This is a genomic window from Candidatus Zixiibacteriota bacterium, assembly GCA_017999435.1.
Taxonomy (GTDB): domain Bacteria; phylum Zixibacteria; class MSB-5A5; order GN15; family FEB-12; genus JAGNLV01.
Genome location: JAGNLV010000003.1, coordinates 477,489 through 503,084, shown reverse-complemented (window position 1 = coordinate 503,084; position 25,596 = coordinate 477,489). Strand labels below are relative to the sequence as shown.

At 66.6% G+C, this 25,596-nt stretch carries 24 protein-coding genes; 12 read left to right on the top strand and 12 right to left on the bottom strand.

All coding sequences use genetic code 11. From position 1 onward, the window contains the following. The first annotated feature begins 31 nt into the window (after positions 1-31). From KA261_10175 to pyrF, 7 genes are all read left to right on the top strand, one after another. On the top strand, positions 32-934 hold the full coding sequence (locus tag KA261_10175; GenBank protein ID MBP7698165.1) for an MCE family protein: 903 nt from the start codon (positions 32-34) through the stop codon (positions 932-934). A gap of 5 nt (positions 935-939) precedes the next feature. Then, on the top strand, positions 940-3,099 hold the full coding sequence (locus KA261_10170; protein MBP7698164.1) for a DUF1926 domain-containing protein: 2,160 nt from the start codon (positions 940-942) through the stop codon (positions 3,097-3,099). A gap of 81 nt (positions 3,100-3,180) precedes the next feature. Then, positions 3,181-3,894: an NAD-dependent deacylase gene (locus KA261_10165; GenBank protein MBP7698163.1), complete on the top strand. Its 714-nt coding sequence runs from the start codon at positions 3,181-3,183 to the stop codon at positions 3,892-3,894. A 70-nt stretch (positions 3,895-3,964) separates the two neighbouring features. Next, complete coding sequence (locus tag KA261_10160) at positions 3,965-6,106, top strand: tetratricopeptide repeat protein (GenBank protein MBP7698162.1); 2,142 nt, start codon at positions 3,965-3,967, stop codon at positions 6,104-6,106. Next, entirely contained in the window at positions 6,103-6,897 is a 795-nt protein-coding gene (locus KA261_10155; protein MBP7698161.1) for a dihydroorotate dehydrogenase electron transfer subunit, read from the top strand. Before KA261_10160 ends, KA261_10155 begins: the two co-directional genes overlap by 4 nt. Positions 6,898-6,947: 50 nt before the next feature. Further along, a complete protein-coding gene (locus tag KA261_10150; protein MBP7698160.1) occupies positions 6,948-7,811 on the top strand; it encodes a dihydroorotate dehydrogenase in 864 nt (287 codons plus the stop codon). Further along, complete coding sequence (gene pyrF / locus KA261_10145; GenBank protein MBP7698159.1) at positions 7,811-8,731, top strand: orotidine-5'-phosphate decarboxylase; 921 nt, start codon at positions 7,811-7,813, stop codon at positions 8,729-8,731. Before KA261_10150 ends, pyrF begins: the two co-directional genes overlap by 1 nt. A gap of 29 nt (positions 8,732-8,760) precedes the next feature. Here pyrF and KA261_10140 read toward each other — a convergent pair whose 3' ends face one another. Both KA261_10140 and tpx read right to left on the bottom strand, forming a co-directional pair. Next, on the bottom strand, positions 8,761-9,315 hold the full coding sequence (locus tag KA261_10140) for a GNAT family N-acetyltransferase (protein MBP7698158.1): 555 nt from the start codon (positions 9,313-9,315) through the stop codon (positions 8,761-8,763). Positions 9,316-9,444: 129 nt separating this feature from the next. Beyond that, positions 9,445-9,975, bottom strand: coding sequence for a thiol peroxidase (tpx, locus tag KA261_10135; GenBank protein ID MBP7698157.1), 531 nt, complete (start codon positions 9,973-9,975; stop codon positions 9,445-9,447). Between the two features lie 227 nt (positions 9,976-10,202). Here tpx and KA261_10130 point away from each other — a divergent pair, with 227 nt between their 5' ends. The 3 genes from KA261_10130 (at position 10,203) to KA261_10120 (ending at position 13,369) form a co-directional block, all read left to right on the top strand. Beyond that, positions 10,203-11,255: a hypothetical protein gene (locus tag KA261_10130; protein MBP7698156.1), complete on the top strand. Its 1,053-nt coding sequence runs from the start codon at positions 10,203-10,205 to the stop codon at positions 11,253-11,255. Between the two features lie 110 nt (positions 11,256-11,365). Beyond that, a complete protein-coding gene (locus KA261_10125) occupies positions 11,366-12,073 on the top strand; it encodes a peroxiredoxin (GenBank protein MBP7698155.1) in 708 nt (235 codons plus the stop codon). A gap of 174 nt (positions 12,074-12,247) precedes the next feature. After that, on the top strand, positions 12,248-13,369 hold the full coding sequence (locus KA261_10120) for an alanine--glyoxylate aminotransferase family protein (protein ID MBP7698154.1): 1,122 nt from the start codon (positions 12,248-12,250) through the stop codon (positions 13,367-13,369). Between the two features lie 22 nt (positions 13,370-13,391). Here KA261_10120 and KA261_10115 read toward each other — a convergent pair whose 3' ends face one another. Both KA261_10115 and KA261_10110 read right to left on the bottom strand, forming a co-directional pair. Then, positions 13,392-15,017 (bottom strand): 3-isopropylmalate dehydratase large subunit, encoded by a 1,626-nt coding sequence (locus KA261_10115; protein ID MBP7698153.1) that lies wholly within the window; start codon positions 15,015-15,017, stop codon positions 13,392-13,394. Beyond that, on the bottom strand, positions 15,017-15,517 hold the full coding sequence (locus tag KA261_10110; protein ID MBP7698152.1) for an HIT domain-containing protein: 501 nt from the start codon (positions 15,515-15,517) through the stop codon (positions 15,017-15,019). Before KA261_10110 ends, KA261_10115 begins: the two co-directional genes overlap by 1 nt. A gap of 190 nt (positions 15,518-15,707) precedes the next feature. On the opposite strand from KA261_10110, the gene KA261_10105 reads away from it, so the two are divergent. Both KA261_10105 and KA261_10100 read left to right on the top strand, forming a co-directional pair. Beyond that, positions 15,708-16,667 carry a site-specific DNA-methyltransferase gene (locus KA261_10105; protein ID MBP7698151.1) on the top strand — a complete coding sequence of 320 codons (960 nt, stop codon included), beginning with the start codon at positions 15,708-15,710 and terminating at the stop codon, positions 16,665-16,667. 11 nt (positions 16,668-16,678) lie between these two features. Beyond that, positions 16,679-17,167 carry a 3-isopropylmalate dehydratase gene (locus KA261_10100; protein MBP7698150.1) on the top strand — a complete coding sequence of 163 codons (489 nt, stop codon included), beginning with the start codon at positions 16,679-16,681 and terminating at the stop codon, positions 17,165-17,167. Positions 17,168-17,231: 64 nt separating this feature from the next. On the opposite strand, the gene KA261_10095 is transcribed toward KA261_10100, so the two are convergent. The 8 genes from KA261_10095 to KA261_10060 form a co-directional block, all read right to left on the bottom strand. Beyond that, positions 17,232-17,951, bottom strand: a complete 720-nt coding sequence (locus tag KA261_10095) for a UDP-2,3-diacylglucosamine diphosphatase (protein MBP7698149.1) — start codon at positions 17,949-17,951, stop codon at positions 17,232-17,234. Positions 17,952-18,030: 79 nt separating this feature from the next. After that, the gene (locus KA261_10090; GenBank protein ID MBP7698148.1) at positions 18,031-18,525 is read right to left on the bottom strand and encodes a hypothetical protein; all 495 of its coding nucleotides are present in this window, start codon (positions 18,523-18,525) and stop codon (positions 18,031-18,033) included. 47 nt (positions 18,526-18,572) lie between these two features. Further along, positions 18,573-20,828, bottom strand: coding sequence for a phosphoribosylformylglycinamidine synthase subunit PurL (gene purL, locus KA261_10085; protein ID MBP7698147.1), 2,256 nt, complete (start codon positions 20,826-20,828; stop codon positions 18,573-18,575). Between the two features lie 83 nt (positions 20,829-20,911). Beyond that, the gene (gene nth, locus KA261_10080; protein MBP7698146.1) at positions 20,912-21,592 is read right to left on the bottom strand and encodes an endonuclease III; all 681 of its coding nucleotides are present in this window, start codon (positions 21,590-21,592) and stop codon (positions 20,912-20,914) included. Next, positions 21,592-22,452 (bottom strand): peptide chain release factor N(5)-glutamine methyltransferase, encoded by an 861-nt coding sequence (gene prmC, locus KA261_10075; protein ID MBP7698145.1) that lies wholly within the window; start codon positions 22,450-22,452, stop codon positions 21,592-21,594. Before prmC ends, nth begins: the two co-directional genes overlap by 1 nt. Then, entirely contained in the window at positions 22,449-23,447 is a 999-nt protein-coding gene (locus tag KA261_10070; GenBank protein MBP7698144.1) for a hypothetical protein, read from the bottom strand. Before KA261_10070 ends, prmC begins: the two co-directional genes overlap by 4 nt. Then, positions 23,444-24,529 carry a peptide chain release factor 1 gene (gene prfA / locus KA261_10065; GenBank protein MBP7698143.1) on the bottom strand — a complete coding sequence of 362 codons (1,086 nt, stop codon included), beginning with the start codon at positions 24,527-24,529 and terminating at the stop codon, positions 23,444-23,446. Before prfA ends, KA261_10070 begins: the two co-directional genes overlap by 4 nt. A gap of 83 nt (positions 24,530-24,612) precedes the next feature. Next, positions 24,613-25,584, bottom strand: a complete 972-nt coding sequence (locus KA261_10060; protein ID MBP7698142.1) for a DUF1385 domain-containing protein — start codon at positions 25,582-25,584, stop codon at positions 24,613-24,615. Positions 25,585-25,596 lie beyond the last annotated feature (12 nt).

Genomic DNA, 25,596 nt, shown 5'->3' with positions numbered 1-25,596 from the left:
CCGATACAGAGAGAGATAGCAGGAAACCGGTATGGCGGCAAAAAACATCGAATTCCGCGTCGGCGTGATTATCCTCATCGGCCTGGTCGTCCTGGGCGCCTCCCTCTACTGGCTCCAGGGCTACAAACTGGAGCGGAACGCCCAGGTGATCCAGGTGCTCTTCGATGACGTCGGCACCCTCTCGGTCGGCGACCGCGTCACCGTCTCCGGCGTCCACCGGGGCAAGGTCGACCGGCTTGATCTGGTCGACGACGGTGTGCTCGTGAAGATCCTGCTCTATCGCGACGTCGTCCTCCACCGCGACGCCCGCTTCATTATCCGCAACATGGGCGTTATGGGCGAGCGGTTCATCGCGATCACGCCGGGGAAAGAGGGCGCGCCCTTCGACTTCGATTCCGTGGCGGTCGGCGAATACGATACCGGGCTGCCGGAAGTCATGGGAGAGCTGGGGGAGATGGTGATCGAGGTGCGCAACCTCGTCGGGTCGTTCCGCCGCAACCTCGGCTCCGACTCGACCCTGGAGGCGCTCAATCAGACGGTCCGCAATCTGGAGGACGTCTCCGGATCGATGGCCGAATTTCTCGACGCCAACCAGAGCGGCCTCAATTCGGCTATCCGCAACTTCCAGAGCGCCGCGGGCCGCCTCAATGAGCTCGTCACCCGCAACGCCGATCAGGTGGACTCGACCCTGGCCACCGTCAACCGCACCTCCGCGCGCCTCGAGGAGTTCACCTACCGGCTCGACACCCTGGCCGGCGCGGCCCGCCAGTTCGCCGACATGCTCAACAATCCCGACGGCACCGCGCAGCTGCTCCTGCAGGACCGCCGCCTGTACGACGATCTGCGCTCGACGGCCGACAACATCGATGATCTGGTCAAAGACATCCGGGCGAATCCGCGCAAGTATCTCGATCTGAAAGTGGAGATATTCTAGACGGGATGGGCACCTTTAAGCTGGCCCTCGGCATCCACAATCACCAGCCGATCGGCAACTTCCAGGCCGTCTTCGACGAGGCGCACCGCAAGGCCTACCTGCCCTTTCTCGAAGCCGTCGCGCGCAGCCCCCACATCCGGCTCTCGCTCCACCAGTCGGGCATCCTCTGGCAGTGGCAGAAGCGGGCCCACCCCGAGTTCTTCCGCCTCGTCGGCGACCTCGTCGACCGCGGGCAGGTGGAACTGCTGACCGGCGGCTTCTACGAACCCATCCTCGCCGCCATCCCCGAACGGGACATCCGCGGACAGATCGAACTTTTGACCGACTACCTCGAGGAGCATTTCGAGACCCGGCCGGCCGGCTTCTGGCTGGCCGAGCGGGTCTGGGAACCGCACCTGCCGCGCCCGCTCGCCCGGGCGGGCGTGCGGTTTCTGGCCATCGACGATACCCACTTCCTTCGCGCCGGTCTCGACCCGGCCGATCTTCACGGACCCTACGTGACCGAGCACGAGGGGTACGCGCTCGTGCTCCTGCCGATCCGCAAGCGCCTCCGCTATCTCGTGCCGTTCGGCAAGCCCGAGGAGATCGTCGACTGCCTTAAACGGGCGGCCGACCGCAACCCGAGCGGGGTCGCCGTGTATGCCGATGACGGCGAGAAGTTCGGCGCCTGGCCTCAGACGTTTGAGCACTGCTACGCCAACGGTTGGATCCAGAACTTTTTCGAGGCCCTGGAGAAGAACCGCGACTGGCTCGAGGTGGTGCCGCTCGGGGCGGCGGCGCGGCTGGCGCCGGTCGGCCGCGTTTACCTGCCCAGCGGATCGTACGCCGAAATGGACCGCTGGGCGCTGCCGGTGGCTGCCGGGCTGGCTCTCGAGCAGTTCGACAAGCGCCTCGCCGCGGCCGGCGAATTCGACCGCGTCGAGCCGTTCGTCGCTGGCGGCCACTGGCGCGGCTTTCTCACCAAGTACGAAGAGGCCAACCTCCTCCACAAGCGCATGCTCGCCGTTTCCGCCCGCCTCGCCCGTCTCGAAAAGGAGCGCCCCGACCTGATCCCCGCGCTCGCGGCGGCGCGCGACCGCCTCTACGCCGGGCAGTGCAACTGCCCCTACTGGCACGGTGTGTTCGGCGGGCTCTACCTGCCGCACATCCGCCAGGCGGTCCACGCCGCTCTCATCGCCGCCGACCGCATGGCGGCCGAACGGGAGGGAGCCTCGGGCGTGCGCATGGAACGGCGGGACTATGACGCCGACGGCTGCGATGACGTGGTTGTCGAAACCGGCGCCTTCACCGCCGTCTTCCGCCCGCGGCGCGGCGCGACGCTCGTCCAGCTCGCCCTGCGGCGCCACGATTTCGACGTCACCGACACCTTGACCCGCCGCCGCGAGGCCTACCACCTCCGGGTTGACGAGGCCCCCCTCGGCGGCGCCGGGCATCGCACCCGCTCCATCCACGACCGGATCCTCGCCCGGGAACCGGGCCTCAACGCCCTCCTCACCGAAGACTGGTACCTCAAACGGTGCTTCATCGACCACTTCTTCACCGCCGACGTCGATTTCGACCGCTTCCGCTCCAACCGGTTCGGCGAGGAGGGGGACTTCATCATCGAACCGTTCGACATCGCCCTCGATCCCGCGGACCGGAGCGTGGCGTTCGCCCGCGACGGGCACCTGTGGCGACCTGACGGCGTCATCCCGTTGCGGCTGGCCAAACGGTTCGTCTTCTCGGAGACGCAGGAAGATATCGCCGTCGACTACACCCTCCGCTGCGGGGCCGGGCGGTCCGCCGAGGTGGTCTTCGGAATCGAAAACAACTGGACCTTCCAGGCCGGGCACGCCGAGGACCGCTATGTCCTCATCGATGGCGTGCGGCTGCCGGACAGCTATCTCGACGGCGCCGCCGTCCATCGGGAGGTGCGCACGGTCCTGCTCGCCGACGGCTGCCGCCGCCTCCAGGTGGGGATCGTCTCCGACCGGCCCTGCGAGATCTGGCGTCTGCCGATCTGGACCGTTTCCCAGTCGGAGCAGGGATTCGAGCGCGTGTACCAGGGGACCACGGTCGTGGCGGTGTACCGGCTCCGCCTGACTGAGCAGCCGACCGTCTTGTCGCTGCGCCTGGCGGCGGGGGGGCTCGCGGAGGCTTCGGCGCACCGCCCCCGGCTGGACTGACCCCGCCCGGCCCCTTATTCCGTTTGATTTTCCGCCCCCGAACCGTATCTTCCCGTGGTGATTGACGAAATCGTCAGGATCATGCGCGGGAGCCGACGGTGTGTCGTGCTCACCGGAGCGGGCATCTCGGCCGAGTCGGGGGTGCCGACCTTTCGCGGCAAAGAGGGGCTGTGGGGGAAATTTCGCCCCGAAGAGCTCGCGACCATGGAGGCCTTCCTGGCCAACCCCGCCATCGTGTGGGAATGGTACAACTGGCGCCGGACCGTCCTGGGCAGCGTCCAGCCGAACCCGGGCCACTTCGCCCTCGCCGACATGCAGGAGCTGTTCGATTCTTTCGTGCTCGTGACCCAGAATGTCGACGGCCTCCACCGTCAGGCAGGCTCCCGCGAGGTGCTTGAACTCCACGGCAATATCCGGCGAAACAAGTGCCTGGACTGCGCGGAACCCCACGCCGACAGCGCCGACATCGACCCGGAAGCCATCCCGGCCTGCCCGCGGTGCGGGGGTAAAATCCGCCCCGACGTCGTCTGGTTCGGAGAGATGCTTCCCGAAGCCGTGATCGAGCGGGCGTTTGCAGAATCGGCCCGCGCCGACGTCTTCTTCTCGGTGGGGACCTCGGCGATCGTCCAACCGGCCGCTCTGCTGCCGGTGGAGGCCAAACACGGCGGCGCGGCTCTCATCGAGGTCAACCCGGAGCGGACTCCCCTGTCGCACCTGGCCGACCTGCACGTGTCGGCCGCCTCGGGAGAGTTCCTCCCCCGCCTGGTGGAGGCTTTTCGGACCGCCCGCGCCTGAGCGGCGGCGCTGAACCGGTTATTCCGCCCGGCTGTATAAGGGGCGCGGTGCAAGGCGCGCCGAAACAAGCGTGATTCACACAATGGACCACTTCCGCACCATGATAGCCCGAGTCGTCGTCCCGGTGCTCCTGCTGCTCGCCGCCGGGTGTGGCGCTTACTACAACACGTTCTACAACGCCAAGCGCGCCTTCAACCAGGCCGAGAGCGAGCGCCGCAACACCAAGCCGGGTCAGCCCGAGCGGATCCTCACCGGCGACTACCAGACCGCGATCGAAAAGTCCCTGAAAGTGGTCGAGAATCACCCTAACTCGAAGTACTACGACGATGCCGTGTTCGTGCTCGGCGTGTCCTACTACTACACGAACCAGTTCGCCAAGGCGGAGCGCCGGTTCCGCGAAATCCTCGCCAACTACCCCGACGGCCAGTACGCCCGCGACTCCAAGCTGTACCTGGCCAAGGCCATGCTCAGGCAGGACGCGGTAGCCGAAGCCATGGACCTGTTCGCCGAGCTCTTCGAGAGCGACCTCGACCGCTCGTTCAAGGCGGAAGCAGCTATGGCGCTCGGCAAGTACCAGTTCGAGCAGGGACGGTACCAGCTCGCCAACCGGTACTTCCTGGCGATCCGCGACTCCCTCGGCGCCGATATCGACAAGCGCGTGGCCCAGCGGTACATCGCCGACGGCCTCATGGCGCAGTTCCGCTATAACGACGCCCTCGCGGCCTACCTCCAGGTGCTCGGTATGGACCCGGCCCCGCCTGAGCGCTACCACGCCATGTTCAGCGCCGCCCAGGCCGCTTTCCGCCTGCAGCGGATCGACGTCGGCCAGGACTACCTAAGCACGCTGGCTAAAGACAATCTCTACTTTGACTCCCTGTCGTCGCTCCGGCTGGCCATGGCCGACGGTTACGAGTGGCAGGGGAACCTCATCAAAGCCGAGGAGATGTACCGGCTGGTGTCCGATGAGGCGGCCAACCGGGACCACAAGGCCCAGGCCAACCTGGCGCTCGGTCTGATCTACCAGTACGATTACGACGATCTGGCGAAAGCCAAGGAGTTTTATGACGCGGCGGCGGCCGCCAGCCGGGGTTCCTCGTGGGGACAGGAGGCCCTGCAGCTCTCCTCGAACATCGGCAAACTGGAGACCTTCGCCCGCACCGTCAAGCTCGATTCGACCACCACCCAGGCGCAGATCGACGACGCCGCCTACACCCAGTACCAGCTCGCCGAGTTGTACTGGTACCAGTTGTCCAAGCCGGATTCGGCCATGGCCGAAATGCAGTACCTGGTGGACTCATTCCCGACCGCCTACGATGCGCCGAAAGCGATGATCGCCCTGGCCCAAATGGCCTGGCAGAGCGGGCCGGACTCGGCCCGGGGGGATTCGATCATCCGCGAGATGCTCGGGCGCTACCCCCATTCGGATTTCGTACCGGAGGCGCTTGGCCTGCTCGGACTGGCCGGCACCGAGGCCGACACCGGTTATGCCGAGTGGTACATTCGGCGAGCCGAGAATTTCGCCGTCGACGACGAAAACATCGACTCCGCCCTAGCCAACTATCAGGTCGTGACCGAACGCTTCCCCGAGTCCAAATTCTACCTCCAGGCCAAGTTCGCGGGGATCTGGCTCACCGAGACGTACCGGAGTCCGGGGGACTCGTCGATCCTCTGGGCCTACCAGGCCATCGCCGACTCGTTTCCGAGCACCGAATGGGGCCAGGCCGCCCGAAGCAAACTCACCGGCCAGCCTATCCGAACCCTCCCGAAAGCCCAGCCGGCCGACACGATCACCGGCAGCCGCTTCAACATCACCGACAGCTCCGCCATCGACACGATGGCCGAGGGGGAATCGTCGGATACGGTCAGCATGGACGACAAGTACCTGGCCATTATCACGGCCCCTGACGGCTCCCGCTGCGTCGACATCCCCCCCAACGTCGGCATCATCGAGACCCGCAAGGAGTTCGTCTACCCCAGCGAGGCCTATGTGTCGCGGTGGGAAGGACAGCTCCACTTTCAAATCCGACTTGATTTTTCCGGAGAAGTTCAGCAAGCTATCCCGAAGACATTCGCGGATGTTCAGGAGATCAACATTCGCGCCAAGGAAACCGTTGAGTCGACCGTGTTCGACATGCGCCTCATCCGGCCGGAGCTGCTCGACCGCTGGTTTCTGTATGTGTTTACGGTCAATTTGCCGAGTCACCTGAGATGATGCAAGCCACGTGTGTCGACACGCACGTTCTCTACAAACACGACCTCTCCCACGGCTACTTCGCGCTGACTCTGGCGGGCTATCCCCGCGCCGGCGAGTGCCGCCCCGGCCAGTTCCTCCATGTTCGGCTCCCCGGCAGCGAAGTCTTCTTTCGCCGCCCCATGTCGGTCGCGGGCGTCAACGGCGACCGGGGCGAGATCGACATCATCTTCAAAGTCCTCGGCCGCGGCACGCGCCTGATGAGCGCGCTGCACGACGGCGACCCGGTCAACCTCCTCGGTCCGCTCGGCAAACCGTTCCGCCCGCCCGATGACGGCAGCACCGTTGTGATGGTGGCCGGCGGAGTCGGCTTTCCCCCCCTGCTGTTCCTCGCCGAGTGGCTGGTGCAGGGCGGGTGGGACCCGGCGCGAATCGAATTTCTCTACGGCGGCCGCTCGACCGGTGACATCCTCTGCCGCGACCGGATCCGCGCCCTTGGCGTCCGTTTCCACCCGACCACCGAGGACGGTTCCCTCGGCCGCCGGGGTCTGGTGACGGAGCCGCTGGAGGATCTGATCCGCGAGCGAGGCGCCGCCGGGCTGTTCGTGTACGGCTGCGGACCGGAGCCGATGCTCAAGGCGGTCAACGACCTCGGGATCGCCCGCCGCCTCCGCGGCGAGCTGTCGCTCGAGGCCCCCATGCCCTGCGGAATCGGCGTCTGCCTCGGCTGCGTCGTCCCGCGCACCAACGGCGAGCACGCCCGCGTGTGCCTCGAGGGGCCGGTCTTCGACATCGGGGAGATCGCCCTGTGAAACCCGACCTGCGCGTCACAATCGCCGGCGTCGAATTCGCCAACCCCGTCATGACCGCCTCCGGGTGCTGCGGCTACGGCGAGGAACTCGCGCGGCTCTACCCCCTCTGTCGCCTCGGCGCCCTCGTCACCAAGTCGATCACGCGCGCCCCCCGGCTCGGTCACAAACCGCCCCGCACCGCCGAAACGGCCTCCGGCATGCTCAACGCCATCGGCCTGGCCAACGTCGGCATCGACCGCTTCATCGCCGAAAAAATCCCGTTTCTCCAGCAGCAGGACACCCGGATCATCGTCAATGTCGCCGGGTCCACGCTCGAGGAGTATGTCGAGGTCTGCGCCCGGTTGGCCGATGTCCCCCGGGTCGACATGATCGAACTGAATATCAGCTGCCCCAACGTGAGCGAAGGGGGCATCGAAATCGGCAGCAACCCGCGCCTGACCGAACAGACCGTCACCGCCGTGAAGAGGGTCTTTCCGCGCCCGCTCGTTGTGAAGCTCTCGCCGAACGTGACGAGCATCGTGCCCCTGGCCCAAGCGGCCGCCCAGGGGGGAGCCGACGCACTCTCGCTGATCAATTCGCTGATCGGCACCGCCGTCGATATCGAGACCTGGCGTCCCCGCCTGACCAACAACCGGGGGGGGCTGACCGGACCGGCCATCAAGCCGGTCGCGCTGGCCATGGTCGACGCGGTGTACAACGCCTGCCCGCTGCCGATCATCGCCATCGGCGGCATCGCCACCGCGGCTGACGCCGTCGAATTCATCCTCTGCGGCGCCGTCGCCGTCCAGGTGGGCACGGCGCTCTTCGTGCAGCCGGACACACCGCTCCGGATCGTCGACGACCTGTCGTCCTACCTGGAGCGCAAGAGTCTCTCTTCCATCGATGAACTGAGGGGAAAGGTGAGGAAATACTGATGACGGCCCTTGACAAGCTGCTCAAAGCCCAGAGCAAGAACCGCTCGCTGGTGTGCCTCGGGCTCGACTTGGACCCGAAGAAGATGCCGCCGGAGTACAGCAAGTCGGCCAAGACTATGTTCGATTTCACCATGCGCATCTTCGAAGTGACCGCCGACTGCGTGTGCGCCTACAAACCCAACATCGCCTTCTACGAATCGCTCGGCGGCGAGGGCGTCTCGCTACTCATGCAGATCATGCACCGCATCCCCGAGGGAATCCCGGTGATTCTCGACGCCAAGCGCGGCGATATCGGCAACACCGCCACCCACTACGCCCAGGCCCTCTACGACCGCTATAACGCCGACTGGGTCACCCTCAATCCCTACATGGGGTACGATTCCCTCCGACCCTTCATCGAGCGCAAAGACAAAGGCGCCTTCATCCTCTGCCTGACCTCCAACACCGGCGCCCGCGACTTCCAGATGCTGGAGATCGACGGCAAGCCCCTCTACCGGATTGTCGCCGAGAAGGTCGAGTACTGGAACAAGAGCCGCAACTGTGGCCTCGTCGTCGGGGCCACTCTCCCCGAACAGCTCGCGGAAATCCGCCGCGCCGCCGGCGACATGCCGATCCTCATCCCCGGCGTCGGCGCGCAGGGGGGCTCGGTGGAACTGGCAGCCGTCAACGGCACCGACAACTTCCAGAAACCCGCGGTCATCAACGTCTCCCGCTCCGTCCTCTATGCCTCCAGCGGCAGCGATTTCGCGCAGAAAGCGCGCGAGGAAGTGCTGAAACTCAACCAGGCTGTGAACGCCCTGCGGACAGGCAAGAAATCCGAGCCGCTCCAGCCCCCGCCGCTCCCGCCGCGCGACTCCGCCCCGCCTCCGCCCGAACCGCCCGCTGCGCCCCCCGCATCCCCCGAACCGACTCAACCGTAGCGGCGGAGCAGGCGCCCGCCGCCTGCGGACTAGTCCAGTTCAAACGCCAGCAGGGAGTAGATGTACCCCGCGTGAAACTCGCCGGCGTGATAGTAGTGGTCGCGCAGCACCCCGTCCCGCTTGAACCCGAGCTTCCCGAGCAGCCGGATCGCCCCCTTGTTGAATTCCGCCGTCTGGGCATGCACCTTGTTCAGCCCGCGGAATTTGAACAGGTAGCGGCAGAGCACGCCCATCGCATCCGAGGCGTACCCCTTCTCCCGTTCGTCCGGGTCGATGATGATGCCCAGCTCGATCGACCGGTTGAGCGGGTTGTAGTCGAACATGTTGATCGCCCCGACCAGTTGGCCGTCCTCCTTGCGCACGATCGCGAACCGCTGGTCCCAGGGATCTCTCGGCTTGGCCTTCATCCGCTCCGCCGCCTCGGCGGGGGTGAGGAAGAGCATGGGGCGCGAGCTGAGCGAGGACAGACCGCTGAGCTGCCGCCAGTGCCAGATGTTCTCGATGTCCACGGAGGTTTCGGGACGAAGGTAGGTATGGCGTCCGATAAAGTTCGGATCCGCCGGAATGATTTTCTTTTCGGCCATACGCGCTGACTCCGGTTTGTGGCTAGGCCGCAGTATGGCCCCCGCCCGCCGGCCCCGGCAACTAAAAAGGAAACGGCGCCGACCGGGAAACCGATCAGCGCCGCCAAGGGAGAATCGACATCCGTTCCGCTAGCGCTTCATCGCCTCTTTCAGCGCGGCAATCGCGCGGTCGTAGTCCGGCTCCGTCCCGACAGCCTCGGTGACCTGGACGTACGTTACCCGGTCATGCCGGTCCACCACAAACACCGAGCGGGCCAGCAGCCGGATATCCGGGATCAGCACGCCGAACTGCTCGCCGAAGGCTACGTGGCGGTAGTCCGACAGGGGGGTGAGGCGGTCAACCTTGTATTCCTCCACGAACCGCTTCTGGGCCGCCGGCAGATCGACCGAGATCGCAAACGCCTGGAATTCGCCGCCGATCTCAGCCAGCTTCCGGTTGAACATCACCGTCTGCTTGTTGCACACGGAGGTGTCGAGCGACGGCGTGACGGAGTACAAGCGCGGCACGCCCCGGTGTTCGGTCAGCGGGGCCGGGGTCATGTCGGTGCGGATGAGCGTCGCGTTCATCGGAGCCGGGTCGCCCGGCTTGAGCTCACGGCCGGCCAAGGGCAGCGGCCCGCCGCCGGTCTGCACCGTGCGCTGAGCGGTGTGGGTAGTCATGAACTAATCTCCATTCTTTCACTATTCGTGGGAAAACCGTTTCTGTCCGCTTTGCCGTATCTCAACAGCCGGGAAGGCCGAGAAGTTCATATGCAATCGCCCATGACACCACTTTTTTCAGTCATTTCCCTGCTTGAGTCCCCTATGGAATCGGTATCGCAGACCATTGTGTCATTATCTGACGCATACCCTGGCTAACATCACGGCGGAATTTGATGGAGGTGGAGATGAAAGTTGGGTTCCGAGCGCTGCTTGTCGCGGTCGCCCTCGCCGGCGGCGTTAGTTTAGGGCTATTCGAATTAACGGCCGATGCGCTGACATCGGCGCCGCCGGCCGACTACCCGGCCTACTTCTGGGACCGTCATGTCCCCCGAACACTCTATGTGTACCACACGGGCAGCGGCACCATCGACACAATGTCGCTGGCGCAGGCCCCGCGGTGGGGGGTGACTGTGTCGGCCGATGGCGGGCGGTTGTATCTGGCGGCCGATTCCCTCGTCGCCGTCCTCTCGGCGCGCACTCTCCAGACCATTGCGGAGCTGCCGTACCGACCCGGCGGGCCGGTGGCGGTCTCGCCCGATGGCCGCCTGGTGGCCGTGGTGGGGGACTCCGTAGTGGTTCTGGCTGCCGCCGACCACCGGCCGATCCATGTCGATACCGGCGCTGTCCGGGTGGCCGGGTTCACCCATGATTCCCGGGCGCTGTACTGCGTCGATTCCCCGGAGAGCCGGTCGATCCGCATCATCCGTTTCAGCCCGGAGGGCGCGATGGCGGAGCGGATTAAGTTTTCCGACGGTTTTCCGACCCAGGTCTGGTCCGACCCCGATGGCGAGCGGCTGTTTGTGCGAATCAGGATGCAGGACCTCCTCGACCGCGTGGCCGTCGTCGACCTCCTCTCCGGCGCGGAGTTGTACTCCGAGTTCATTTTTCCCGGCGACGGCATTGTGGCCGGGGCGCCCGGCTGGCCCTGGCTTGTCTACACCAACTCCGGCCGCGAGGGCGGCCCGGAGGGGTCGTCGTCCTTCAAAATCTTCGACCTCGCGGCCAACCGGCCGGTGCGGGAAGTTCGGACGCGGCGCTTCGTCAACGACTCCACCCCGGCCGCTTTCCCCGTCGGCCAGGCGGTCGTCACCCCGGATGGCCGCAAAATGGTGGCCCTTGATGCCCCCGAGGGACGCCAGTTGCTCGTCTACGATCTCCAGTCCGATCGCTTTCTCGACTGGCTCCCGCTGGGCGAGGAGGCGGCGGTGGCGGCGCTTTCGGTGCAGCTTCGGCCCTGAGCGCCGCTTGAGGCGGGCACACCTGCGCCCGCCGGCTTGACCGGCCGCGCGCTCTTCCGTATCTTGGCCTCGAATGCGCGGGCAACGGGCCCCGCGAAAAGGAGGTTGACATGGCGGAACCTTTGGGTTGTGCGCGACCCACCGGACGTGCGGTCGGACAGGATGCTGTCGCGCCGGCCGCCCCCGAACAACAGCCCCGACAGGAGGTATCCACGATGGCAGTCCAGGTTGGACGGAAGGCGCCTGATTTCGAAGCGCCGGCCTATCACAAAGGAAAATTCACGACCGTGAAGCTGTCCGATTCCCTCGGACACTGGGTGATGCTCTGTTTCTACCCAGGCGACTTCACCTTCGTCTGACCGACCGAACTGGCGACGGTCGCCGCCACGTACCCTGAGTTGCAGGGTCTCGATGTCCACGTCTTTTCGGTTTCGGTCGACTCCCAATTCGTTCACAAAGTCTGGGACGAGCAGGAGCTCTCGAAAATGGTCGACGGCGGGATTCCGTTCCCGATGATCTCGGACCAGGCGGGCCAGGTCGGCCGTCTGTACGGCGTCTACGATGAGAACCTGGGCGTCAATGTCCGCGGACGGTTCCTCATTGACCCCGACGGTGTCGTGCAGGCGTTTGAGATCATGACCCCCCCGGTCGGCCGCAACATCAAGGAGACGCTCCGCCAGGTCCGGGCGTTCCAGCACGTTCGCAAGACCAAAGGCGCGGAGGTGACGCCGGCCGAGTGGGAGCCGGGACGCGCCGTGCTCAAAGTCGGCCCGAGTCTCGTCGGCAACGTCTGGAAAGAATGGAAGCGGAGCGGCTGAGGCTGCAATCCAGAGCCGTCCCGCCGCGTACTCCGAGCCGGGTTTGGATATAAACCCGGCTCTTTTCCGGAGGTGCGGCGGACCCGGCGGCATTTCACCATCGCGCATCGGCGATCGCCGCCCCCGTGCGAGCGTCGAGGACGAACGAAGACTTAGTCCCGGAGACCCGACCTCATGAATCCCCTGCCCCTCGAACCGCCGGTCCGCACGCTCCTGGGCCCCGGCCCCTCGGACCCGTATCCGGAAGTGCTCGCGGCCCTCGCCCGCCCGACGGTCGGCCACCTCGACCCCTGGTTTATCGACCTGATGGACCGGACGAGGGAACTGCTCCGCTACGCTTTTCGGACCGACAACGAACTGACCATTGCGCTGTCCGGTCCCGGCTCGGCCGGTATGGAGACCTGCCTGGCGAATCTCATCGAGCCGGGCGACACCGCGGTCGTGTGCGTCAACGGCTACTTCGGCAGCCGCATGCGCGACATTGTCGACCGGATCGGCGGGCGCCCGGTCGCGGTGAACGACGAATGGGGCCGGCCGGTCGATCCGGCGAAAGTCGAAGACGCTCTGAAGAAGAACCCCGGAGCCGGAATTCTCGCCTTCGTCCATGCCGAGACGTCGACCGGCGCGCAGTCGGATGCGAAAACGCTCGCCGAGCTGGCCCGCCGGCACGGGTACCTGGCCCTCGTCGATGCCGTCACGTCGCTTGCCGGGACGCCGCTCTATGTCGATGACTGGCAGATCGACGCCGTCTATTCCGGCTCGCAGAAGTGTCTCTCCTGCGTGCCGGGCCTCGCGCCGCTCAGTCTCAGCGAACGCGCCCTCGACCGGGTGCGGCGGCGCCGGACCCCGGTGGCCGGCTGGTTCTCCGACCTCACTCTCCTGGCGCAGTACTGGTCGGGCGGGGCGAAACGCACCTACCATCACACCGCCCCGGTCAACTCGATCTACGCCCTCTACGCCGCGCTGGAGCGGCTCCGCAGCGAAGGTCTCGAGAACAGTTGGCATCGCCACCGCGACAACCACCGGCTCCTGAAAACCGGCCTGGAGTCGCTGGGGTTGGAGTTTCTGGTCGACGAGAGCGCCCGGCTGCCGCAGCTCAACGCGGTGCGCGTGCCGACCGGTGTCGATGAAGCCGCGGTGCGGCGGCGGCTCCTTGAGGAGTTCAACATCGAGATCGGCGCCGGCATGGGCGAATTGGCCGGAAAAATCTGGCGCATCGGACTGATGGGCTGTTCCTCGGACCCCCTCAAGATCGAGCGCCTGCTGGCGGCGCTGAGAAAGATCCTCGTCGCCTGAAGCCGGGTTCTTCCTGCCCCCCCTACCGCACGTACGGCGTTGGGTCGGTGATCCGGGCGTTCAAGGCCGACGCGGCCGCGGTCGCCGGCGAGCACAAGTACAGCTCCGCGCCGAGCTCGGCCGCCCGGGGGAACAACGAGGTGTTGGTGCTGGCCAGGCATCGTTCCCCCGGCGCAACCTGTTCCGGCAGCCGCGCGGCGTTCAGCCCCGCCGAAGGATCCGTGACCGCCGCCCCCGCCTCGGCAAACACGCGGATCAATCCTTTCTTGAGCGCCTCCAGGTACACCGAGCGGGAGGCCGGGACCACCAGCACCCGGCAGTCCTGGTGCACCTGTTTGCCCTTGAGGATATCCGCGGCCACGCGGAGATCGTCGAAGCGGCCGTTCGTACCGCCCCCGATCACCACCATCTGCACCGAGAGTCCGTCGAGCTCCCGCGCGGCGTGGATTTCGGCGGCGCTGTTCGGCCCGGCGATCTGGGGCGTGAGCTGGTCGATGTTGATCTGAAACATTTCGACATATTCGGCGTCCTTGTCGGAGAGCATCGCCTGGTAGCGCCCGCCGCCGCGCGCGTTGAGATATCGTCGCGTCACGGCCTCGAACGGGCAGATCGCCGCCTTTGCGCCCAGGTCGGCGGAGGCGTTGCAGAGCGTGACCCGCTCGCTGATGCTCATGTGCGAGACGGCCGGTCCCTGGTACTCGATCGCCGCGTAGTCGGCCCGCTGCGGACCGAGCCGCTTGAGCAGGTAGAGGATGACGTCGCGGGTGTAGACGCCGCGCGCGCGGCGGCCGGTGACGTCGATACGGATGGTGGGGGGGACGCGCAGCCAGATCCGCCCGGTGGCCCAGACGGTCGCCATTTCGGCCGGCGAAATCGCCGCCGCGAACGCCGACAGCGCCCCGTAACTCGTGGCGTAGACGTCGCTGCCGAGTACCAACTGGCCCGGCGCCACCAGACCGTCCTCGACCACCAGCTGGTGGCAGCCGCCCTCGTAAACATCGTAGAATTTCGGGATCCCCTGGCGCCGGACGAATTCGCGGACGAGCCGGTGGTCGGCGGCCGACACGCAGCCGTCGCTGTCGTTGCACCGGGCCAGGGCGACTGAAATCCGGGCCGGGTTCCACACGTATTCGGTCCCGATCTCCTTGAAAGCGCGCACCACCGCCGCGGCGTCCTGGTGCGCGATCGTCACATCCGGCTGCACCACGACCAGTTCGCCGACCTCCACTTTCTCCCGCTCCGCCGCCATGGCGATGATCTTCTGCGCCGCCGACTGCTTGCCGAGCAAACTGACCGCGTGGCCGCGTTGCTTGAGGCCGGGAAGGTTGAGTTCGAGCTGCTCGAGCTTCAGAAACGGCGGCTTCTCCCGAATCCCGTACCGCCGCCGCCAGTTGTAGAACGCCGCCTTCGATATCCCCAGCTCCAGCCCGCACCGGTCGTCATCCCCGAACCGCTCCCACAGGTTCCGGACCTCCGCCTCTGAAAATTTCGGCACCGAATGCTTGGCGACATTCTTCTTCCGCCGCCAGTAGGCCACGAGGTAGGCGGGCACGCCGCCGAGACGCTCGCCGATCTTCTCGTCGGTCTTGTACAGCTTCTGCAGCTGCAGAAGCTCCCCCTTGGTCGGGATCTTGCGCCGCCGCGCCATCAGCTTCCGAACTCCTCGACAAATTCGTTCCGAAGCCGCTCGTACACGGCGTCGAGCGGCACCGACTGCACTTTGGTCCGGCCGATCACCGGCATGAAATTCGTGTCCCCCACCCACCGCGGGACAATGTGCATGTGAACGTGCCCTGGGATTCCCGCCCCCGATTCCCGCCCGAGATTCATTCCCAAATTGAACGACTGCGGTTGGTACGCCCGCTCCATCAGGCGCACCGCGTCGCGCGTCAACTGGAAAAACTCGTTGGCCTCGTCGACCGTCAGCTCGTCGAGCCCGCCCAGGTGGCGGATCGGGACGATCAGCGCATGGCCGGGATTGTAGGGATACTTGTTGAGGATGACGACATTGAGTCGGGCGCGGAAGACGATGAGGTTCTCGACCGAGTCGCGGTCGTGCGCGATGCGGTTACAGAAGACGCAACCGTCCTCTTTCTTGCCGAGCACGAACCCGGCGCGCCAGGGGGCCCATATCGCATTGTCTTCCATGATGGTGTAGAATAAACAAAATTACCCACACTGCCAAGCCCCGCCCCGGGGAATATCAACATTTTCACAAGCTGCTGTCGTTTAGATGGTTAGCGGCGTCTTTCTCCGCGCTCCGCCCCCGCTGTTATCGACCGCGCCGGCGGGCGATGTTTTAGTTGCCGCTCCCACCCGACCCTCCCATCATCCCCGCATGCATTACCGTCTGCTGGCCCGCCTCGATTCGGCAGTCAGCCCGGTGCGCCCGGCGCTGCTGCCGTACTGCCGTTTGCGCCTGGGAGAGGTCTGGTGCGACCCGGAGGGACGGCATACGGTGGCCTGCGGCGATGCGGCCGACCGCGCCTTTGTGCGCCGCCTCTTCGGCGCGCGCCGCGCGACGCTGGCGGTGCAGGACCCGCCGTACAACCTCGTCATGGGACAGAAACTGCCGCCCGAGGCCTACGCGAACTGGTGCCGTGCCTGGGTCGACAACACCGATGCGATCCTGGCCGACGCCGCCGCCCTCTACATCTGGCTGGGCGCCGACCAGGACCGGCACTTCCAGCCGCTCCCGCAGGTGATGGCCATGATGGCGGCGACCGGATTCGCCTCGCGCTCGCTCATCACCATGCGCAACCAGCGCGGCTACGGCACCCAGCGCAACTGGATGGCGGTGCGGCAGGAACTGCTCTACTACGTCAAGGGAGAGCCGCCCTTTTCCGTCCAGTACACCGGGATTCCCAAGACGCTCCGGGGGTACTACAAAACCGTCGGCGGAAAACGCACTGAGAACACCGAGCGGGGGAGAGGGGAGACGATCCGGCCCGGCAACGTCTGGGTCGACATCCAGCAGGTGTTCTACCGCCGGGAGGAGAACGTGAACGGCTGCTACGCCCAGAAGCCGCTGGCGGCGATCGAGCGCATCGTTCTCGCCTCGTCGCGCCCCGGCGAGCTGGTCGCCGATTTCTTTTCCCACGCCGGCACCACCCTGGTGGCCTGCGAGCGCCTCGGGCGCTCCTGTGTGACTTTCGACATCGATCCGATTTTCGCCGAGATCACGATCCGCCGCCTCGAACGCTACCGGGCCGAGGGCCGCACCGGGTGGCAGGCCGGGCACCCGTTCGAGCGGGAACTGCAACTGAAAAGACACGCGGCGAGCGCGTGCGCGCGGTAAGCGAGGCTGCCATGAGAGAAATCACCGGGACCGTCGTCGTCGCGGGCGACAACATCACCACCGACCACATCTGTCCGGCCCCGTGCCGGGGGGGCAAACGGGCCGACATCGTCAAGAGCATCTTCCGGGAATGCCCCGCGCTGGCGGACAAGAAGCTCCCGGCGGAAGCGATTCTCATTGCCGGCGACAGCTTCGGCGGCGGACCCGAACCGGCGCTCGCCGCGAGCGCCCTGCTCGCCGCCGGCGTCCGCTGCGTCATCGCCCGCAGCTTCCCCCGCGAGTTCTTCCGCCCCGCCGTCAACGCCGGTCTCGCCCTCGTCACCGCCGACCTCCGCGGGCAGCTGAGCGAGGGCGACCGCATCTCCGTGAACCTGCGCAAAGGAACCGTCCTCCGCGGCGAACAGGAATTTCCGTTCGGCAAGTATGCCGAACGCGTCGCCCGGATCGTCGAGCAGGGCGGCCTCGTCAGCGCCGTCCGCAAAGAACTCGGCAAAGAGTAGCCGCGTCAAGGCCGCCTCGCCGCCGAAGCGGGGGCCGTTGGGCGCGGCGGTTGCGCGGCGCGCCCTACGCCAGCCGCTCGAGCGTGACCGCCCCGTCCGCGATCTTCGCATACGTGAAATGGTGGATGAAATCCCCCGTGTTGACATAGATTCCCCCTCCGAGCGCCGTGCACACCGGGATATGCAGGTGGCCGATCACGACCACGTCGAACCCGGCTTTGATCCGCTGGGCCGCGTACGCCTGGTAATCCTTCGCGAACGTGTGGTCCCGCCGCGAGGTGTACTCGCGCGAGGATCCCGAGACTTTCTTGGCCAGCGGGATGGCCCAGTCGGGGGGGAGCTTGCGGTACAGCCAGATGTTGAACCGGTGGCGCAGAATGCGCTTGAGGAGCCGGTACCCGCGGTCCGCCGGCGCGAGGCCATCGCCGTGAATCAGGTGCAGCCGCCGGCCGCCGTAAGCCATGTCGAGGTGGTCCCGGTGAACGGTCACCCCGATGTGAGTTGCGAAGAAATCGTCCATCCAGAAGTCATGGTTCCCGCTCACATAGTCGACCGCGATTCCCCGGCGGACCAGGTCGGTCAGCAGGAACAACACCTGGTGGTGGTCCTTTGGAATCGCGTGGCGGTATTCAAACCAGAAATCGAACAGGTCGCCGAGAATCACCAGCCGGTCGCCGTCGGCCCGGACCAGCTCGAAGAGCCGGGCGATCTGCGCCACCTTGCGGTTCTCATGCTCGGCCGCGCCGGAGCCGAGGTGGGCGTCCGAGAAAACATAGAGCGCCATAGGTCTGTAATATAGGGAAGAGACGAGGGGGGGAAACAATTTTGTCGGGCGGGGTGTGCGCCCCGAGAGCCGCGGCCGCCTACCTGCCCGCGGCCGAATCCGCCCCCGGCCGGGGCGGCGCCTTGTGCACAAAAAGCGCCTCCCCCGCCCCCGGCGGCGCGATCACGGCGTGCGCCGGCGTGACGATCGCCTCCAGGCACATCACCTCCGGCGCGGGCGAAAAGTCGGTCACGCAGATGACTCGGCGGCCGTCGCTTTTATCCTCGATCTGCGTAATCTCCGTATTGTAGCAGCCGTTCGGCCGCCGGCCCATAGCCGTGACCAGCACCACCCGCTTCGAGAAATCCACCGCCGGGCGCTCCGGGACGGGGATCTGCAGACTGTGGACCTGGTTCCAGAAGGCGGCCCAGGCGGAATCGGTGGCGATTACAAAGTCCCGCGCTTCCGTAATGCCCGACTGCTGGGTCTGCACCGCCGTCTCAAAGCCCGTCGTGTCGCAGTCGGCGGCGCGGAGGGTTGTCAGCGCCGCCGCCAGCACGATCGCGCTTGTCAGTTTCGCCGGGTATGCCGTCATTGCACCTTCACCGTGTGTCCTTGCCGCCGCCGGGGCCGCCGGCCCGCTCACCCCCGCACCGGCGCCGTGACCTGCCCTTCTCCCATAAACCGCTTCATCGCGTTGTACCAGGCGTCGTTCATGTCCGCGAGCGGCATCGTCACGAGCGTGTCGATGGTGAGCCGGTCGCCGCCCACCGTGCCGATTTTCCGCAACGGGATCTGTGCGCGCTCGAAACGCCGCCCGAGATTGGCGAGGCGGCCGGGTTCGCACGACACGATCACCCGCGACTGCGCCTCGCCGAACAGGAGTGCGTCGGGGCGGATGTCCTCGCCGGTGGTGATCGCCGCGCCGATCGGGCGCTCGCGGCGGGCGATGCAGCACTCGGCCAGGGCCACCGCCAGCCCGCCGTCCGCTGCGTCGTGCGCCGACTTGATCTCCCCCGCGCGAATGGCCGCCAGGAGGACCTCCTGCATCCGCCGCTCAAACTGCAGATCGAGCGGCGCGACCGCCCCCCGGGTTTCGCCGAAGATCGTGTGGAGATACTCGCTCGCCCCGAGGTGGTCGCTGTTGCGGCCGATCAGGCAGACGACGTCTCCCTCGTCTTTGAACCACTGGGTCGTGATGTGGTCCGTGTGCTCGATCAGGCCGATCATCCCGATCGTCGGCGTCGGGAACACCGCCCGCCGGGGATCCTCGTTGTAGAACGAGACGTTCCCTCCGGTCACGGGCGTGCCGAGCGCCCGGCAGGCCTCGCCCATCCCGGCCACCGCCTCGGCGAACCCGTAGTAGATTTCCGGCTTGTAGGGGTTGCCGAAATTGAGGCAGTTGGTGATCGCCAGCGGCTGGCCGCCGGAGCAGACGATGTTGCGGGCCGCTTCGGCCACCGCGCTCTGCGCGCCGAGGCGCGGGTTGATATAGCAGTAGCGTCCGTTGCAGTCGGTCGTCATGGCGAGCGCCTTGTGCGTCTTGCGGATCCGCAGCACGGCGGCATCCGAGCCCGGCCCGACCGCCGTGTTCGTGCGCACCATCGAATCGTACTGCTCGAACACCCACCCCTTGTGGCAGATATTCGGCGCCGCCAGCATCGCCGCCAGCGTCCCGTTCCAGTCGCGCTCCAAAGGGTACCGGCGCGGATCGAGCCGCACGATCTCGTCCATGTAGGCCGGGCGCCGCGTTTCCCGATGGTACACCGGCGCGCCGCCGCCGAGCACCAGTTCCCGGGACGGTACCTGGGCGACCACCTGCCCGTCCAGCCGGACCGTCATCAGCCCGTCGTCGGTGACGTGCCCGATGATCGTCGAATCCAGCCCCCACTTGTCGAAGACCGCGCGCACCGCGTCCTCTTTCCCCTTCTTCACGCACACGAGCATGCGCTCCTGCGATTCGGACAGGAGAATCTCGTACGGCGTCATGTGCGGTTCGCGCACCGGGACGCGCTCGATGTGCAGTTCCACCCCCGCCTTTCCTTTGGCCGACATCTCCGAGGAGCTGCAGGTGATCCCGGCCGCCCCCATGTCCTGGATGCCCACGATCAGGTCCTGCTCGATAATCTCGAGGGTCGCCTCGACCAGCAGCTTTTCCGTGAACGGGTCGCCGATCTGCACCGAGGGGCGCTTCTCCTGCGATTTCTCGGAGAGTTCCTCGGAGGCGAACGTCGCGCCGTGGATTCCGTCGCGGCCGGTCTTCGACCCGACAATCATGAGCGCGTTCCCGGCCCCGCGGGCGACCGCCGAAGCCATCCGGTCGGCTCGGACCAGGCCGACGGCCATGGCGTTGACCAGCGGGTTGCCCGTGTAGGCCTCGTCGAAACAGACCTCGCCGGCGACTGTCGGGACGCCGAACGAATTGCCGTAGTCGCCGATCCCGCGCACGACGCCGTCGACGAGATACCGCACCCGCGGGTTGTCCGGGAGCCCGAAGCGGAGGGAGTCAAGCGCGGCGATCGGCCGCGCACCCATGGTGAAAATGTCGCGCAGAATTCCCCCCACGCCCGTCGCCGCCCCCTGGTAGGGCTCCACCGCCGAGGGGTGGTTGTGCGACTCGATCTTGAACACGACCGCCAAACCGTCGCCGATATCCACCGCGCCGGCGTTCTCTTCGCCCGCCTTGGCCAAGAGCGCCTCGCCCTCCCGCGGGAGTGTCTTCAAGAGCGCGATCGAGTTCTTGTACGAGCAGTGCTCCGACCACATGACCGAGAATATCCCCAGCTCCGTCCAGGTCATCTCCCGACCGAGGATCTCCCGGATCCGCTCGTGTTCCTCTTTAGTCAGCCCGTGGGCCGCAACCATCTCCGGAGTCACCTCCGGCTGCTGATACGCCATCTGGGTTCTGTCCCTTTCGACCGATGTTTCTCCGGCGCCGCCGCCGGTGTGACAGGCCAATATATCTTCCCGGCGTCCCCCGGTCAACGTCCCCCGCCCCTCTCCAGGTGGGGGAATTTGAACGCCGCGGGGCAGCGGGCCGCCAGCGGGCAGGCGGGACAGGCGGGGCGGCGCGCCGTGCAGACCGCCCGCCCGTGCAGGATGACCATGTGCGTCCAGTCGATCCAGTCGCGCTGCGGCAGGATTTTCATCAGGTCGCGCTCGATCCGGGCCGCATCCGAGTGCGCCGTGAGCCCCAGCCGCCCGCTCACCCGGATCACGTGGGTATCGACCACCACCCCCTCGGCGATGCCGTACCCGGCCCCAAGCACCACCGAGGCGGTCTTCCGCCCCACGCCGCGCAGCCTCACCAGCTCACCGATCGTGCGGGGAACCTCCCCGCCGAACTGCTCGAGAATCTGCAGGGCCGACTCAATGATCGCCCGCGCCTTGGTCGGGCCGTAGTTGATTGACGCGATGTCCGCCCGCAGGTCGTCGACATCGGCGTTCGCGAACGCCTCGATCGTCGGGTACTTCCGAAACAGCCGGGGGGTCACCGCGTTCACCCCCTTGTCGGTATTCTGCTGCGACAGAATGGTCGCCACGAGCAACTGGTGGACCGAGCCGTAAGCCAGCGTGGTGCACGCGCCGGGATAGTGCCGCCTGAGGATGCGGACGATCTCCGCCGCCCGCTCCCGGCGGGCGGCCGCGCCCTCGCGCGGCATCAGTCGCCCCCCAGGATGATGACGCGGTCGCGGTCGTTGAGGTCGCGGAGGAGAACGAACGTGCGGTAGCGCGGGTCGCGGGCGGTGAGCGCAGCGACTTTGTCCGCCTGGTCGTGGCCGATTTCGAACATGAGCCGTCCGCCCGGGACGAGGTGGGCCGGGGCCTCCTGCACGAGGACCCGGATCGCGTCAAGCCCCTCGGGGCCGGCGGTCATCGCGATCTTCGGATCCGCCCGCACCTCCGGCGCCAGCCCGGCGTAATCCGGCTCCGCGATATACGGCGGGTTGGAGACGATCAGGTCAAACCGCTCGTCGGCGGCCACCGCCGAAAAAAAATCCGACACCCGCAGGTCGACGCGGTCGCGGACGCCGTGGGCGGCCGCGTTTTGCCGCGCCACCGCGAGCGCCTCGGCCGATATGTCCACCGCCGTCACCCGGCACGCGGGTAGTTCGAGCGCAAGGGTCACCGCGATCACGCCCGAGCCGACCCCGACGTCGAGCACGCGCGGCGCGGCGAGACCTCGGCTCCCCACCGACCGCACCGCCGTCTCGACCAGCAATTCCGTCTCCGGCGTCGGCGCCATGACCGCCTCGCTGACCGAGAATTTCCGTCCGTAGAACCAGGCTTCGCCGAGAATGAACTGGAGCGGGTGGCGGGTCAGGCGCCTTTGGACAATGGCGTCGGCCTGCGCCGCCGCCGCGTCGGTGAGAAGGTCGTCCCCTTCGAGATAGAGCCGGAGCCGGTCGACACCGAGCACGTGTTCGAAAATCCACTCGAGCTCCGCCTCCGCCTGTTCGATTCCCGCCGCCGCCAGTTGGGCGGCGTACCGGGCCAGCAGCGGTCGGAGCCGGTTGGTCATCCGGCGCGCCGCTCCGCCTTGTGCGCCCGCGGGGCCCGCCGCCGCACGATTCCGGCCGCCAATCCGCCGAAATACGCGGCCGCCGCCAGGCCGATGAACGACCAGCAGACGATCCTCGTCAGCGCAGGGGAGAACTGGATGGAATGCGGGATCAGATAGATCCCCAGCATGACTGCGAACCCGAGTACGCCCAGCCAGCCGAGCACCCGCGGCGGGTACGCGTCGCGGCCCACCCGGCGCCGGGTGAGCGAGCCGAACGCGGCAAAAACGACCAGCAGGAGGTACACGAACAGCAGCTGCGTCTTGTTGTCGGTGGCGTCGGTGCCGAACGGCACGCCCTCCCAGGTCGTCCCGAAAGTGAACCAGTTCATGGGAATGCCGAACGGGTAGCCGCCCAGAAACGCGCACAGGGCGGCAATGCCGTAGGCGCGCGCCATCGGAAACACGTCCGTGCCCCCGCCGGTCAGCCGCGCCCCGTGGAGAGCGCCGATCACCACGAAATACACCGTCGCAAACATCAGGGCAATGTGGGTGAGCAAGAGCCAGGTCGGCACATGGCCGACATATTTCATCACAAACGGCCGCCCGCCGTCGAGAAACACCGCACGCTGCCCGCCGATCTTGTCGCGCACCTCGATGTAGTACAGGAACCGGCCCCCCTTGAGCCCGGCCGTCATCAGGTACCCGTACCGCCCTCCGGCCGAGTCCAGCACCTCCAGCGGCGTCGTTCGGTAGCGGTACAGCGGGGTCGTCTCATCCTGCCCGAACCGCGCGTGACGGAGCACCGGCTGCACGCTGCCGTCGAACGGCCCCCGAATCGTCGCCGTGATGCGCGCCGTGTCGACCTCGTACGCCTTCGGCACCGTCATCATCTCCAGCGTGAACCCGCGGTCGGTGTGCACGTACGGTTCGGGACGGCCGCGCGAGTTGGTGCGGGCGATGTAAAGCAGCGCCGCCGTGAGGACCAGCGCGAGAGCGAAGCGGGTTATCTTCATAGCTGCGCCCCCGCCGTCTCCTGGAGTTTGAGCTGCTGCTCCTGCTCGTGCCGCCGAAGTTCGTCGATGAGCAGGTCGACGTCCCCGGCGAGCACCTGGTCGAGGCGGTAGAGCGTGAGGTTGATGCGGTGGTCGGTGACGCGCGACTGCGGAAAATTGTACGTGCGGATCTTGGCCGACCGGTCGCCCGTCGAAATCATCGACCGCCGCTCGGCCGCGATCTTCGCCTCCTGCGCGGCGATCTGCAGGTCCAGCAGCCGGGCCCGAAGCACTTTCAGCGCCTTCACCTTGTTCTTCAACTGCGACTTCTCGTCTTGGCAGGTGACCACCAGGCCGGTGGGGAGGTGGGTGATGCGGACCGCCGAATCGGTCGTGTTGACCGACTGCCCTCCCGGACCGCTCGACCGGAACACATCGACCTTGATCTCGTTTTCTTTGATCTCGATATCGACTTCCTCCGCCTCCGGGAGCACGGCCACCGAGACGGCCGAGGTGTGGATCCGCCCCTGCGTCTCCGTTTGCGGCACCCGCTGCACGCGGTGGACGCCGGATTCGTATTTCATCCGCCCGTAGGCGTCCTCGCCGTCGAGGGAAAAGATGATTTCCTTGAATCCCCCCGAGAGGCCCGGGTGCGAGCTGAGAATCTCCAGCTTCCATCCCCGGGTGTCGGCGTAGCGCTGGTACATGCGGAAGATGTCGCCGACAAACAGGCCGGCCTCGTCGCCCCCGGTGCCGGCGCGGATCTCGATGATGGCCGCCTTGTCGTCGTTGGGGTTCTTGGGCAGGAGTTTGAGTTTGAGCGCCCGCTCGACCTCGTGGATTTGGCTCTCGTAGGCGGCGAGCTCCTCGCGCGCCAGCGCCATCAGCTCGTCGTCCTCATCGGCGCGGATCACCGCCTGGGCCTCCTCGATCCCGGCGCGGAGGCGGCGGTAGTCCCGCCCGATCGCGAGGACGTCCTCGACCCGGCGGCGCTCCCGTCCCAGTTCGATCATCCGGCGCTGATCCGATGCCGCTCCCGGCTCGGCCATCTCGCGATCGATGGCGGCCAGGCGGTTCTCCAATTTGGCCACAAGATCAAGCACAGCTCATCCTCGCGTTACTCCACATTCTCGGAAACAAGGGTACGGGGAATTGTCCGCCGGCGCAAGGCGGAATGTGCGGGCGCCTACGACACCGGAATCCGCGTCGCCGCTACTTTCGATTCCGTCCGCCCGAGCGCCGTCTCGAGCGCCACGATCGCCACCTCGAGCTGGTCGAACGAGGGCTCCCGGGTGGTGATCGCCTGCAGCCAGAGCCCCGGCTGGATCAGCACCCGGGTGACCTTGTGGTCGCGCGTCCGGCCCGACAGCTTGAGCAGCTCGTAGGATCCCCCGGCCACCAGCGGCAGCAGCGCGAGGTGCACCGCAAACCGGGTCGCCAGCGAGGGCGGGTGGCCGGCGATCACCGCGAATAGAGAGTCGGACACCGCATAGATCAGGATCGCCGTGAGCGCCACGATGAGGATAAACGAGGTGCCGCAGCGGGGGTGGAAGCGCGTGTAGAGCGCCGCCCGCCCGGGCGTGAGGTCATCCCCCATCTCGTAGGCGTAAATCGATTTGTGCTCCGCCCCGTGGTACTGGAAAATGCGCTTGAAATCCTTCAGGAACGAGATCATCCAGACATAGCCGACAAACAGCGCCAGCCGGATTCCCCCGGCCAGGAGATTGAACCCGACCGCATCTTTCTTGATCCCGACCAGCGAGGCCAGCGCGAGCGGGAGAAAGAAAAACAGGCCGATGCCGAGCGCGAAGGCGGCCGCCACCGACAGCTCTAACACCAGCGCGTTCGACTTTTTATCCTTCCCGGGCGCCGCCGCGGCGCCGTTCTTTTCCGCCTCGGCCGCCTCGATTTCCCGCATGGCCACGTCCGCCGAGAAATTCAGCGTCCTGATGCCGACCACGAGCATCTCCGCAAACGAGACCGTTCCGCGGATGATCGGCGCCCCGAGCACCCTATGCCGCTTGGTGAGAGAGAGGTAGGGCTCGCACTTGACGAGAATCTCGCCGTTGGGTTTTCGCACGGCGGTGGCGATGCGATCGGCCGAGCGCATCATTACGCCCTCGATCACGGCCTGCCCGCCTACATTCAAGTCCGGCATGGCTCTGGTTGG